General features: G+C 62.3%; 16 protein-coding genes. 7 read left to right on the top strand and 9 right to left on the bottom strand.

Going from position 1 to position 12,353, the window contains the following annotated elements; genetic code table 11:
- Positions 1 to 44 precede the first annotated feature (44 nt).
- The 3 genes from rsmA to cyaY all read right to left on the bottom strand — a co-directional run bounded on the left by rsmA (position 45) and on the right by cyaY (position 1,627).
- Complete coding sequence (gene rsmA / locus H2Z84_RS07690; protein WP_181835459.1) at positions 45 to 818, bottom strand: 16S rRNA (adenine(1518)-N(6)/adenine(1519)-N(6))-dimethyltransferase RsmA; 774 nt, start codon at positions 816 to 818, stop codon at positions 45 to 47.
- A gap of 72 nt (positions 819 to 890) precedes the next feature.
- A complete protein-coding gene (locus H2Z84_RS07695) occupies positions 891 to 1,307 on the bottom strand; it encodes a YqaA family protein (protein WP_181835460.1) in 417 nt (138 codons plus the stop codon).
- Positions 1,307 to 1,627, bottom strand: a complete 321-nt coding sequence (gene cyaY, locus H2Z84_RS07700; RefSeq protein WP_181835461.1) for an iron donor protein CyaY — start codon at positions 1,625 to 1,627, stop codon at positions 1,307 to 1,309. Before cyaY ends, H2Z84_RS07695 begins: the two co-directional genes overlap by 1 nt.
- 74 nt (positions 1,628 to 1,701) lie before the next feature.
- On the opposite strand from cyaY, the gene lptM reads away from it, so the two are divergent.
- From lptM to H2Z84_RS07730, 7 genes are all read left to right on the top strand, one after another.
- The gene (gene lptM / locus H2Z84_RS21115; protein WP_226034309.1) at positions 1,702 to 1,833 is read left to right on the top strand and encodes an LPS translocon maturation chaperone LptM; all 132 of its coding nucleotides are present in this window, start codon (positions 1,702 to 1,704) and stop codon (positions 1,831 to 1,833) included.
- Between the two features lie 178 nt (positions 1,834 to 2,011).
- Positions 2,012 to 3,112: a pyridoxal phosphate-dependent aminotransferase gene (locus tag H2Z84_RS07705; RefSeq protein ID WP_181835462.1), complete on the top strand. Its 1,101-nt coding sequence runs from the start codon at positions 2,012 to 2,014 to the stop codon at positions 3,110 to 3,112.
- A 291-nt stretch (positions 3,113 to 3,403) separates the two neighbouring features.
- On the top strand, positions 3,404 to 3,757 hold the full coding sequence (locus H2Z84_RS07710; protein WP_181835463.1) for a VOC family protein: 354 nt from the start codon (positions 3,404 to 3,406) through the stop codon (positions 3,755 to 3,757).
- A gap of 90 nt (positions 3,758 to 3,847) precedes the next feature.
- Positions 3,848 to 4,114, top strand: a complete 267-nt coding sequence (locus H2Z84_RS07715; RefSeq protein WP_181835464.1) for a hypothetical protein — start codon at positions 3,848 to 3,850, stop codon at positions 4,112 to 4,114.
- The gene (locus tag H2Z84_RS07720) at positions 4,111 to 4,503 is read left to right on the top strand and encodes a VOC family protein (protein WP_181835465.1); all 393 of its coding nucleotides are present in this window, start codon (positions 4,111 to 4,113) and stop codon (positions 4,501 to 4,503) included. Before H2Z84_RS07715 ends, H2Z84_RS07720 begins: the two co-directional genes overlap by 4 nt.
- 15 nt (positions 4,504 to 4,518) lie before the next feature.
- A complete protein-coding gene (locus H2Z84_RS07725; RefSeq protein ID WP_181835466.1) occupies positions 4,519 to 5,232 on the top strand; it encodes a helix-turn-helix transcriptional regulator in 714 nt (237 codons plus the stop codon).
- 87 nt (positions 5,233 to 5,319) lie between these two features.
- A complete protein-coding gene (locus H2Z84_RS07730) occupies positions 5,320 to 5,688 on the top strand; it encodes a CZB domain-containing protein (protein WP_181835467.1) in 369 nt (122 codons plus the stop codon).
- 15 nt (positions 5,689 to 5,703) lie between these two features.
- Here H2Z84_RS07730 and H2Z84_RS07735 read toward each other — a convergent pair whose 3' ends face one another.
- From H2Z84_RS07735 to H2Z84_RS07760, 6 genes are all read right to left on the bottom strand, one after another.
- Entirely contained in the window at positions 5,704 to 6,522 is an 819-nt protein-coding gene (locus H2Z84_RS07735) for a DUF2145 domain-containing protein (protein ID WP_309545455.1), read from the bottom strand.
- Positions 6,509 to 6,967 carry a hypothetical protein gene (locus tag H2Z84_RS07740; RefSeq protein WP_181835468.1) on the bottom strand — a complete coding sequence of 153 codons (459 nt, stop codon included), beginning with the start codon at positions 6,965 to 6,967 and terminating at the stop codon, positions 6,509 to 6,511. The genes H2Z84_RS07735 and H2Z84_RS07740 overlap by 14 nt, the downstream gene beginning before the upstream one ends.
- A 61-nt stretch (positions 6,968 to 7,028) precedes the next feature.
- On the bottom strand, positions 7,029 to 9,767 hold the full coding sequence (locus tag H2Z84_RS07745) for a DEAD/DEAH box helicase (protein WP_181835469.1): 2,739 nt from the start codon (positions 9,765 to 9,767) through the stop codon (positions 7,029 to 7,031).
- Between the two features lie 158 nt (positions 9,768 to 9,925).
- The gene (gene hemL / locus H2Z84_RS07750) at positions 9,926 to 11,203 is read right to left on the bottom strand and encodes a glutamate-1-semialdehyde 2,1-aminomutase (RefSeq protein WP_181835470.1); all 1,278 of its coding nucleotides are present in this window, start codon (positions 11,201 to 11,203) and stop codon (positions 9,926 to 9,928) included.
- A gap of 144 nt (positions 11,204 to 11,347) precedes the next feature.
- Positions 11,348 to 11,818, bottom strand: a complete 471-nt coding sequence (locus tag H2Z84_RS07755) for a CYTH domain-containing protein (RefSeq protein ID WP_181835471.1) — start codon at positions 11,816 to 11,818, stop codon at positions 11,348 to 11,350.
- 88 nt (positions 11,819 to 11,906) lie between these two features.
- The gene (locus tag H2Z84_RS07760) at positions 11,907 to 12,323 is read right to left on the bottom strand and encodes a CopD family protein (protein WP_258869333.1); all 417 of its coding nucleotides are present in this window, start codon (positions 12,321 to 12,323) and stop codon (positions 11,907 to 11,909) included.
- Positions 12,324 to 12,353 lie beyond the last annotated feature (30 nt).

Consider the following 12,353-nt stretch of genomic DNA (forward strand, 5'->3'; position numbering starts at 1 on the left):
AAGTGCGGCCGGCAGGACAGCACTTGTCAATTTGTTGCGACAGTTCAGGCGGACAGGTGGTTCGCCATGCGGACAAAATCCTCCACCGCCAGGTTTTCCGGCCGCAGGCCCGGGTCTATGCCCAGGGCTTCGAAATCGGCCAGCTCCAGCACCCCCTTCAGATTATTGCGCAGGGTCTTGCGGCGTTGCGAGAAGGCCTTGGTCACCAGTTCTTCCAGGGCTTTCTCATCCTTGGCCACACCGCAGCGGCCCGGGGCCGGAATCATGCGCACCACGGCCGAATCCACCTTCGGTGGCGGCCAGAAGGCATCTGGCGGCACGTTTAGCACCAACTCCATTTCGAAGCGGTACTGCAGCATCACCGTCAGGCGGCCGAAATCGGTGGTGGAGGGCTCCGCCAGCATGCGGTCCACCACCTCTTTTTGCAGCATGAAGTGCATGTCGGTCACCCGCAGGCCGAAACTGGCCAGGTGAAACAGCAGCGGGGTGGAGATGTTGTAGGGCAGGTTACCGACAATCTTGAACGCGCCATCGGTAATCGAGCCGAAGTCGAACTTGAGCGCATCGCCTTCGTGGATGGTCAGGCGTTCCGGCGGAAATTCCTTTTTCAGCCGGGCAATGATGTCGCGGTCGATTTCCGCCACATGCAGATGCGGCAGGCGGTCCAGCAACGGCTTGGTAATGGCACCCAGACCGGGGCCGATTTCGATCACCACATCGTCCGGCTGCGGGTTGACCGCGTGCACGATGTTTTCAATCACGCTGGCATCTTGCAGAAAATTCTGGCCAAAGCGTTTGCGGGGAATATGTTGGCTCATGGAAGCTCGAGATAAGAATTGCCTGAATTGTAAACCCTCAGCGCCAGCACATGCCAATCCGCTGTCGCATAATCAGGCATGCAGCGCTGCCAGCACGCCCCAGGCCAGTATCAGATAGCGCACAGCCTTGCCCACGGTCAGCCACAATAAGCTGGGCAGCCAGGGCAAGCGCAGCCAGCCGGCAGCCAGGGGCAGGGCATCGCCGAGCAGCGGCACCCAGCTGAGCAAGAGCACGGCCGGGCCATAGCGCTGAAACCAGCGCTGGATGCGTGGTGATACTTCCTTTTTGGGTGCCACCCGTCCCAGCCACAGGCTGGTGGCGCTGCCGGCACTGTTGGCCACGGTGGCCAGCAACAGGGCCGGCCATAGCCAGCCCGGCCATTTGTAAAGAAAGGCCGCCAGCACCAGCTCGGAGTTGCCGGGCAGGATGGTGGCCGAAGTAAAGGCCGACACCGCCAGCCCGCCCAGCGCCAGCCACTCGGCCTGCATCAGATATCCAGCTCCAGGTCAGGCTCACCACACGCCTGGGCGATGGCGGTTTTCAGCGTGGCAAAGAATTCGGCACCGTCACGCGCGGCCAGCCACTGGCCATCCTTGAAGGCAAAGTGGTAACCGCCGCTCTTGGCGGCGATCCACAGTTCCTGATTGGCCGCATGGCGGTTGACCACGATCTTGCCACCATCGTCGAATTCGATTTCCAGCACATTGCCATTGCTGACAAAGTCGGCATCCACACCGGCATCGTCGATAGCATCTTCGATCCGGCTGAAAATGCGGTCGGTCACATCCAGAAATTCGCTCTCGTTCATGTCGTCTCTTCCTTGAATCGCGTGTGCTAGACTCGGGATTTTGCCACACCGGACTGCTTTTTATGCTGCGAACCATGCTGACCTGCCTTGCCCTGAGCCTTGTCGTGACTGCCTGTGGCTATAAAGGCAACCTGTATCTTCCCAAGCCGGACCAAACCCGCAGCCATGCCTCGGCACCGGCGGCAGAGGCCAAACCAGCGCCCTGAGCGGCCGCTTTACCGGTTTTTACCCCTGGCACAGCAGCGCCGGCCCATGCCAGCGCTACACTGCCGTGCCGCCGGTCTTGGCTGGCTTATCCTGCGGGATGCTATCGTTAGCTGATCTGCTGATTTGTCGCCGCCCCGTCGCCATCTAGAATGTTCTGCTGCAAGGACGAAAGCCGCCATGACCCGTTTTGCCCGTCATCTCGAACACCACACCATCGTCAACCCCTTTCCCGGCATCGTGAAGCTGGAAACGGCGCTGGGGCATCGCATCAAGACCCGCATCGGCTCCAACGAGAGCCTGCCGGATCCGGTATCGCCGCTGGCTGGTGAACTGGGCAAGGCACTGGCGGAAATGGCCAGGCTGTATCCCGACCCCTATGCCCATGCCTTGCGTGAGCGGGCAGCCAAGCTCAACGGCGTCAGCCCAACGGAAATCCTGTTCGACACCGGGGCCGACAGCCTGATCCTGCTGGCACTGCGCCTGACCTGTAATCCGGGCGATGCCGTGGTCACCACCGCTGGCACTTATCCCACCTTCCGTTACTTTGCCGAAGGCGTGGGTGCCCGCGTACTGGAGGTGCCCTATTGCCAGCGCGGCCAGCACATGCAGCCGGATCTGGCGCGGCTAGCCGAAGTGGCCCGTGCCGAGCATGCCTCGGTGCTGTATCTGGCCAACCCCGACAATCCCACCGGCCATTACTGGCAGGCCGAAGACATCCGCACCCTGCGCGCCGCACTGCCGCCGCATACCCTGCTGCTGCTCGACGAGGCCTATGTCGATTTCTGCACTGATGCCGCCGATGCGCCGCCCACCGGCATCCTGCCGCACACCCTGCGCCTGCGCACCCTGTCCAAGGCCTATGCGCTGGCCGGGCTGCGCGTGGGCTATGCCATCGCCAGCGCCGACATCATTGCCAAGGCCGACCAGATCCGGCCGCAATACGCGCTGTCCAGCATTGCCCAGGCGGCAGCGCAAATCGTGCTGGACGACCCGGACTACTCGCGCAAGCTGGTGGCGCAAACCATCACCCTGCGCCATCACCTGAGCCATGCGCTGTACGACCAGGGCCTGACACCGCTACCCTCGCACACCAATTTCGTCTGCGTGGCCTACCCGGATGCGCTACAGGCTGAGGCCATCCAGCGCCATCTCTTGCAATGCGGCATCGCCATTCATCGCCCGCAACACCCGGCCGTGCGCCACATGCTGCGCATCACCGCCCACCCGCAGGCCACCAGCGCCCGCGTGCTGGCCGCGCTGGCCGGCCAGCTGGACTGAGCGCGGCTGACAAAACCCATGTTGCGGCCTTGCGCCGCCTTGCCCTAATCCTTGTTCTGTTTACGTCGGCACTGCTTACCCCGGGGACGCTGCGCTCTTGTCAGCCGCTCCACGTCCACGCTCCGGATCAGACAGGCTCCGGGCCGCTCCATCAGCCACCGCTTAGCAAACGCGGTGGTTTTTTTACGCCTACAGCCCACGATGCCACCGGCTACTGACACTATGCTGTCAGCAGGGGGCGTGCATGCTGTGAACACGGCAAGCCCGCCGTAGCCCTTTCCGGAGCCATCCATGTCGCTGATTCACTGGTTTGAAATCCCCGCCACCAATTTTGACCGTGCCGTTGCCTTTTACCAGCAGGTATTGCAGCTGCAACTGAAGCAGGAAGACTTCATGACGGATCGTATTGCCGTGTTTCCCGACAGCTCCGGCTGCATCATGGCCAGCCCACGCCTGCCGGCTGGTGGTCAGGGTTGTCGCATCTATCTGGATGGCGGGCCGGACCTGGCCGCGACGCTGGAACGGGTTAAGGCCGCTGGCGGCAAGGTATTGCTGCCCATCACCACGCTGGAAGACGGCAATGGCGATATCGCACTGATAGCAGACAGCGAAGGCAATAGCATCGGCCTGCATCTGCAAGCCTGAAGCGGGCAAGTCCGCTAGCGGATATCATGTCCCTTCCTGGCTGGCAGCCGTCTTAGGCCACTTGCCAGCCAGCCCACCAGGAGCAGACCCATGTCGTTTTCCGCACAGGAACGCCAGCAACTGCTGGCACTCAAGGGGGTTGGCCCCACGGTGATCTCCCGCCTGGAGCAGATCGGCTTTAGCAGCCTGAGCCAGCTGGCCGGCCAGGAGGCCGCCGACATCACCTGGCAAGTGGCACAAGCACTTGGCTCCAGCTGCTGGCATAACAGCCCGCAGGCACGGCAGGCCATCACCAGCGTCATCGCACTGGCGCGGGAGCAACAGGCCCGCGCCACATCAGGAAAGGAAGCAGGATGAAATTTGCCTACACCATTGTCTATGTGGCGGATGTCGCCAGTTCGCTGGCCTTTTTTGAAGAGGCATTCGGCTTCTCGCGACGCTTTCTCACTCCAGAGGGCGACTATGGCGAGCTGGATACCGGCGACACCACGCTGTCCTTTGCCAGCAAGGCGCTGGCCCTGAGCAATCATCCCGAGGGCTTTCGCTTTGCCGATGATGGCGCGCTGCCACTAGGTGTGGAAATTGCCCTGGCTACTGATGATGTCGCTGCCGCACATCAGGCAGCACTGGCTGCCGGTGCTCGCGAACTGGCCGCACCGCAGGTCAAACCCTGGGGGCAGACCGTGTCTTTCCTGCGCTGCCCGGACGGCATGCTGCTGGAGCTGTGCAGCCCGCTGCCGCACTAAAACCGGACCCGTACCATGCGCCGAGCCGACCGCCTGCTGCAAATCCTCCACCTGCTGCGTGGCCGCCGCCGCACCACGGCTGCCCAGCTGGCCGCCTGGCTGGAAGTGTCGGTACGCACCGTCTACCGCGACATGGCCGATTTGCTGGCCAGTGGCTCTCCGGTCAATGGCGAGGCCGGCGAGGGCTACTGGCTGGAACAGGGTTTTAACCCGCCGCCATTGAGTTTCTCCGCCGAAGAACTGGCCGCGCTGGAAGTGGGTGCGCGCATGCTGGCCGGCTGGACCGACCCCGCCACCGCCAGCGCAGCCGCCAGTGCGCTGGCCAAGATTCACGCGGTGCTGGGCTCGGCCGGGCTGACACCGGCACCACTGTTTGTGCCGCAGCATCATGACTATCCCTGTGAGCGGCTGGCCACATTACGCGAGGCGATACTGGCCGGCCAGGCGCTGGCCATCGACTATCAGGATGAACTGGGCCACGCCAGTCAGCGTTGCGTATTGCCACTGGGCCTGTTTTTCTGGGGGGATCGCTGGACGCTGGCGGCCTGGTGCCTGCTGCGCCAGGACTATCGCCATTTCCGTATCGACCGCCTGCAGCACTGGCAGCCGGTCACGGCCAGCTGGCCACCACACATTTCCCTGGATGGCTTTTTGCAGGCTGCACAGGCCGGCGAGGCCAATCGCCGGCAGCTGGCCCAGACCACCCACCAGTCCTGGCACCACAGCTAGCGGCTTGCCGGATGACAATTCCCATCACAACAACATAGTGGCTGGCTATAGTAAAAAATCGGGAGAAGTGTTGTCGGGGAAATAGGCATGAATCTAGAAGATGCCCTGCTGCTCCATTTCGAATTGAAGCTGGAACTACGCACGGCCATGCTGGAGGGCAGACAGCTGGATGCCGCGCAGATTGGCGACTGTTGTGGCTGCGAGCTGGGCCGCTGGCTACACGGCGAGGGTATGGTCAATTGCGGCCACAATAGCGTGTTTGTACAGCTGGTGGAAAACCACCGCCAATTCCATCTGGAAGCCGCGCGCGTGGCCGAGCTGATCAACCAGGGCCAGTTCGATGCCGCACGCGAGGCGTTGGCGGTGGGGCCGTCCCGCTACAGCCAGCTGTCCTCTGCCGTAGGCAGCGGTATTGCCGAACTACGCAAGCGGCTGTTCCAGCAGTTCAGCCACTAACACAGTGCGGCAGGCTCAGAAGCGGCGCGCTTGCGGGCCGGGCAGTTCGATGATTTTCCAGCCTTCATTGCGTTCATCGAAAAAGTGGATGATGGAATCCACCGATACCGTCTGGATGCGGTCGTTATAACGCAATTCATTAGGATGATCGTCAAATGCCACATTGGCCTTGAACATGCGGCCACCCAGCCGGGTCATCGGGCCGATATTCATTTCACTTGGCTGATAGCCGTTCAGCTTCAGCCACATCTGCGCCTGTTCGCGACTACTGATGCGTGTTTCGGTGGTGGAAGCCGCTGCCAGCGTTTCCAGTACCCAGGTATTGGAATTCGCATAACGGGTGGAGAAGGGATAGGCCACCATGTTGTAGCGGGGTGAGTGCAGGGCGCGCAGGGGACGGCCAGCCCGCAAGTTTGGCAACAGCCGGTCAACAACAGCCGGCGGCGGTACCAGCAGCACGGCATCGAAGCGGAACATGTCGTCGAGGAAGAAATTGCCCAAACCCTCGTACCACAAGTCGGAGCGATCGGTTCCGCACTCGTTCAGCAAATGTGCCACCCGCCAGCGCCCGCCGCTTTCCGGCCGGAACATGATGCCAAAATGCGTATAGCGCAGGCCGTATTTGGACAGATCCTGGCCCATGCGCCCCACTACCACCACATTGCTGTCCACTTCATTGAGCTTGGTCTGCAGCTGTTCGGCGGTTTGCATGGCCAGCCGGAAGGTTTCCGGCGTCAGCGGTTTTTCTTCACACGCCTGGCCGGCATGAGCCAGCAAAGGCAGGCAGCAGGCCGCTACCAGCAGCCATTTCCAGCAAGTTTTACGACGGGACACGGCTATGCTCCAGCAGGGCTTCGCCCAGTTTGTTGGGGATAAAAGCCAGCACCTTGCCAGACACCACCAGCAGGGTACCGCTGGCGGTGGCCGTTACCTGCACCGCGCTGCCGATGGCCGCGCCGGAAGCCTTGACCGTGCTGCGCGACAATTCCACCAAGAGTTTAGCCCCGCCCTGCACTGATTCGAGCGTCAGCTTGATGACATCGCCCGAGCCTTCAACCAGGCCAACAATCACATAACCACTCCCCGTCACCGCCAGCACCGGCCCCAGGGCCGACTCGCCACGCCCGGTAGCACTACCGGCGATGCTGACCACCGGTGCAGCCAGTACCGAAACCGCCCCTACCGAAATTTTCTCAGACGCCGTATTGCCAATGGAATCGGCAATGGCTGATCCGGCCAGCGTAGTCAGCAATCCGGCAAGCAATAATCTACTCAACATTTTATTATTCCAAATAGATACGAATTTGGATATTCACATAGGATGTTGAGCAAAACAAGCATCAGTGGTCCTGCAACAAGGCCAGCAAAGCCGCACCGTCCAGTTGCGCTGCCAGGTCGCCACCTTGCAGCAAGCTGTCGGCCAGTGCGCGTTTTTCCGCATGCAGGGCGACTATTTTTTCTTCGATGGTGTTTTCCGCCACCAGCCGGTACACGGTGACTGGCCGCTGCTGGCCCATGCGGTAGGCGCGGTCGCTGGCCTGGTCTTCCACCGCCGGGTTCCACCACGGGTCCAGATGAATCACATAGTCCGCGGCGGTGAGGTTCAGCCCGGTGCCGCCGGCTTTCAGGCTGATCAGGAAGACCTCGCCCTCGCCAGCCTGAAAGGCGTCCATGCGCGCCTTGCGCTGCTTGCCCGGCGTGGCGCCATCCAGATACTGGTAGGCAATGCCTTGTTCATCCAGCCATTGCCGCGCCAAGGCCAGATGATCGACAAACTGGCTGAACACCAGCGCCTTGTGGCCGTTGTCCAGCAGTTCGGTCATCAGCTGGCAGAAGAAGACAAACTTGCTGGCCGGCAGGGCAGTGTCTGGCTGCAACAGGGCCGGGTGACAACAGAAACGGCGCAAGCGGGTCAGCTCGGCCAGCACCTGCATGGTTTTCTTGTCCTGGCTATCCACCTCGGCCAGCTTTTGCAGCGCTTGCTGGCGCATGGCCTCGTACACATGCAGCTCCTGCTCGGACAGGGGAATGCGGCGGGTGATGTCGGTGCGCGGTGGCAGCTCGGTCAGCACCTCGGCCTTGGTACGGCGTAGCAGATAGGGCTGGATCAGCGCCTTGAGCGTGGTACGGGCCTCTTCATCACCCTCGGCGATAGGCTGGGCAAAACGCTGCTGGAACTTGTCCTCATTGCCCAGCAAACCCGGCGTGACAAAGCGGAACAAACTCCACAATTCACCCAGATGGTTTTCCACCGGCGTGCCACTGGCGGCCAGGCGAAAATCTGCCCGCAGGCTTTGTGCCGCCTGTGCGCGTTTGGTAGCGGCATTCTTGATGGCCTGCGCCTCGTCCAGCACCACGCTGGCCCAGTGCACCTCGGCAAAATCATCGGCCTGCAATTGCAGCAGGCCGTAACTGGCAATCACCAGGTCCTGCGGCCCGACTGTGGATAAGTCGCGCTGCTGTTGATAAGGGCGCAAGCGCAGGCTGGGGGCGAAGCGGGCGGCCTCGGCCAGCCAGTTGAGCGCCACCGAGGTGGGGGCCACCACCAGCTGCGGCCCCAGATGTGCACGGTCCAGCAGCACGGCCAGCGTTTGCACCGTCTTGCCCAGGCCCATGTCGTCGGCCAGACAGGCGCCGGCCCCGATATGCGCCAGCCGCGACAACCAGGCAAAACCTTGCAATTGATAGGGCCGCAAGCTGGCCTGCAGGGTGGCCGGCACCTCAGGTTGAAACACGCGCAGGCTGTTCCGCTGTGCCAGCAATTGCTGCCAGCCGGCATCGCCCTCCATGCGATCGATGTCGCCTGCCAGTTCTGCCAGCGCCGGTGCCGCCAGCAGGCTCAAGCGCAGCCCGTCGGGCAGGGCGTGGTCGGCCAGCATGGCTAGCTGCTGCAGCCGGGCGACCAGGCTATCGGACAAGGCCAGCCAGTCCTGCTCGGACAGACGCAGATACTGACCGGGCTGATGGGCCAAGGCTTCCAGCAACTGGCGCAGCTGCAGCACACGGTCTTCGTCCACCTGCACCTCGCCGGTCACTTCCAGCCAGCCGTTCTTGCGCTTGGTCTTCAACCGCAGCTGCGGCAGGCCGGCCTGGGCCTGGATGCGCATGCGCTGTCCCTGCGGCCAGACGCACTCCAGCCGCTGCGGGGCGATGGCGTGTAGTTGCTGCACCACTTGCAAGGCCTGCTGCTGATCGGCCAGCAGCCATTGCAGTACCCCATCGGGGTCGGCCCGGGCTGCCGCCAGTGCCGGACAATCCTGCAACAAAGCTGCCAGCGCCTGTTTCTCCTCGCTCAACTGGCGCTGAAAGCGGATGGGCTGGCCTTGCTCCAGCGCCACTTGCTGCCATGGCCCGCGCCCCGGCGGATACCAGGCGGCCTGCTCGGCCACCCGGCAGCGCAGTTGCAGGCGCAAGCCTTCCGGCAGCGGTACCAGCACAGCAAACAGCCGTGGGTCGGCCGGCATGGCAGGCAGGTCCGCACCATCATCTGCCTCCACTAGCTCGACCGGCAGCCACGGCACCATGTCGCCTATCGCCTCCAGCAGTTTTTTGCGCGCGGCCAGTGGCACGGTCAGGCTGTGACCAAGCAAGGCTGCCAGCTGGCGAATCTCCGGCCCCGGCCAGTACACCAGCAGGCTGTTTGGGCCGCTACGCTGCCACAGGCAATGCTGGCAGGCGGCAATGCCGGGCGGGCTCAGTTGCAGCACCATCTGCTGTTGCTGACGCTGCAGCAACAGGCTGATCTGGCCCGCTTCCAGCATGACCGGCTGTGCCGGCTGTTCTTCCCAGAACAAGGCCGGATGACCCAGCAGCAAGGGCAGGGCGGCTTCGCCTTCCAGCTCGGCCAGGCTGCTGCCATCCGCCAGCTGATGGGTGCGCTCAAGCTGGCCGATCACCAGCCGGTCCTGCGCACTCAGCCAGTCCCACTGCGCAGCCTGATCCAGCAAACGCCCCAGCGGCAGCATGCGGCCACGGCTCCAGCCGCTGCCTTCAGGCTGCTGGATGCATGGAGTGAGGCGGATGCCGGCTTCATTGGCCAGAATGCGCCAGGCCAGGCGCTGGGAGGTGGTGGTTTGCATTGGTGGGAACAGGAAAATTCAGCGGGCTATTGTGCCTGAGCCTGACTGTTTGCGGCAGTTTGCAGGCGCTACAGACAAACAAAAACCGCCCACCAAGGGTGGGCGGTTTGTCTTGCGGGCTGCCAGACGGATGCAGTCCTTGAACGTGAGCCGTGAACTCAGATGCGCGCCAGCGCACGGCGGGCGGCGGCGATGGTCTGTTCGATGATGTCGTCGGTATGGGCGATGGAGACAAAACCGGCTTCGTAGGCCGACGGCGCCAGGTACACGCCTTCTTCCAGCATGGCGTGGAAGAAGCGGTTGAAGCGTTCGCGGTCCGAGGCTGTTACCTGGGCGTAGCTGGTGGGCACGGCGTCGCAGAAATAGATGCCGAACATGCCGCCTACGCTGTCAGTGGCCATCGGCACACCGGCTTCCTTGGCCGCTTCGGCCAGGCCTTGCGCCAGACGCGCAGTGCGACGGCTGAGGGTGGCATGGAAGCCCGGCTCCTGAATCAGCTTGAGCGTGGTGAGGCCAGCTGCCACGGCCACCGGGTTACCAGACAGGGTGCCGGCCTGATACACATTACCCAGCGGCGAGATGCAGCCCATGATGTCGGCACGACCACCGAAAGCAGCCAGCGGCATGCCGCCGCCAATCACCTTGCCCAGTGTGGTGAGGTCCGGCTTGACGCCGTGCAGCGCCTGGGCGCAGCCCAGATCGACACGGAAACCGGTCATCACTTCGTCGTAGATCAACACCGTGCCGTGCTTTTCGGTAAGCGCACGCAGGGTTTGCACGAACTCTGCCGACGGCTTGATCAGGTTCATATTGCCGGCAATCGGCTCCAGGATGACGCAGGCGATCTGCTCGCCGATTTCCTGGAAGGTGCGTTCCAGCTGCTCGACGTTGTTGTACTCCAGCACCAGGGTGTGCTTGGTGAAGTCGGCCGGCACGCCACCGGAAGAGGGGTTGCCGAAGGTGAGCAGGCCGGAACCGGCCTTCACCAGCAGGCTGTCGGAGTGGCCGTGGTAGCAGCCTTCAAACTTGACGATGGCGTCACGGCCAGTAAAGCCACGTGCCAGACGAATGGCGCTCATGGTGGCTTCGGTGCCGGACGATACCAGCCGCACTTGCTCCACCGAGGGCAGCAGCTTGCAGATTTCTTCGGCAATATCCAGCTCGGCTTCGGTGGGCGCGCCAAAGGACAGGCCGTCCACTGCGGCATCCTGTACCGCCTTGATCACGGTAGGGTGGGCATGGCCAACAATGGCCGGGCCCCAGGAACCGATGTAGTCGATGTACTGCTTGTCGTCGGCATCCCAGAAATGTGCACCCAGCGCCTTTTTGACAAAGCGCGGCGTACCGCCAACCGAGCCGAAGGCCCGTACCGGCGAATTGACGCCACCGGGGATGGTTTTCTTGCCACGTTCAAACAGTTCGAGATTGCGGGACATGCTGTTTCCTTATGACGGGTAGGGCGCAAACCGGTCTGGTTTGCTGCCTGAATCTGGTTTGCCGGCAAAGCAGGGCCTGCGCCACTGAATCCATGCTGGCGAAAGCGTTATTTTTTCACAGCTGGGCGGGGCAGTGTTGGCATTTCAGCGCTGCGGCCAGCTGGTGTAAGGGTTCTTCGACAGATAGGCATTGGTGTAGCGCCCGTCCTGGGTGACTTCCGCGCCCACCCAGTGCGGCTTTTCAAACGGCGTGTCTTCGGCGGGCAGTTCGATTTCCGCCAGCACCAGCCCGGCATTCTCACCGAAGAATTCGTCCACTTCCCAGACAAAGCCGCCAAATTCGATGCGGTGACGCAGCTTGTCCACCACCATCGGACACATGGCGTCCATGATGGTTTGGGCATCGGCCAGCGGGATGGCGTATTCGAATTCGTGGCGGCTGATCTCGCTGATATTGCCCTTGAGGGTGAGCCAGGCCTGCTCGCCGACAATGCGCACCCGCACGGTACGTTCCTTTTCCACCGACAGATAGCCCTGGCGGTATTGCACGCCCTCGGCCAGGCCACGCCAGCTGTCATCGCTGATCACAAAGCGGCGTTCGATTTCCAGTCCCATGCTGTTGTTTCCCGTTCAGGGCGCTCGGCCCTGCATTCATTCATAAGGTCGGCGCGGCGACACACGCCACACCGACAGCAAAACAGCTTCAAAACGGCTTCACCACCACCAGAATCACCACTGCACACAGCGCCAGCACCGGGATTTCATTGAAATAGCGGTACCAGACATGGCTGTGGCGATTGCTGCCGGCGACAAAGTCGCGGTAGAGCTTGCCGCAGTACAGGTGGTAGGCAATCAGCAGCGCCACCAGGGTGAGCTTGGCGTGCAGCCAGCCACCGCTAATACCAAAGCCCTGCCACAGCCACATGCCCAGTGCCAGTGCCAGCACCGCCAGCGGCGTCATGAAGCGATACAGTTTGCGTGCCATCAGCAACAGGCGGTCGTATTCCGCACCCGGTGCAGCCATGGCCAGATTGACGAAAATGCGCGGCAGGTAAAACAGCCCGGCAAACCACGAGGTGACAAAAATGATGTGGAAAGCCTTGAGATACAGGTAAGCCAATTCAGACTCCATTCAGACGATTAGCGGACG

The organism is Aquitalea aquatica, assembly GCF_013911085.1.
Classification (GTDB): domain Bacteria; phylum Pseudomonadota; class Gammaproteobacteria; order Burkholderiales; family Chromobacteriaceae; genus Aquitalea; species Aquitalea aquatica.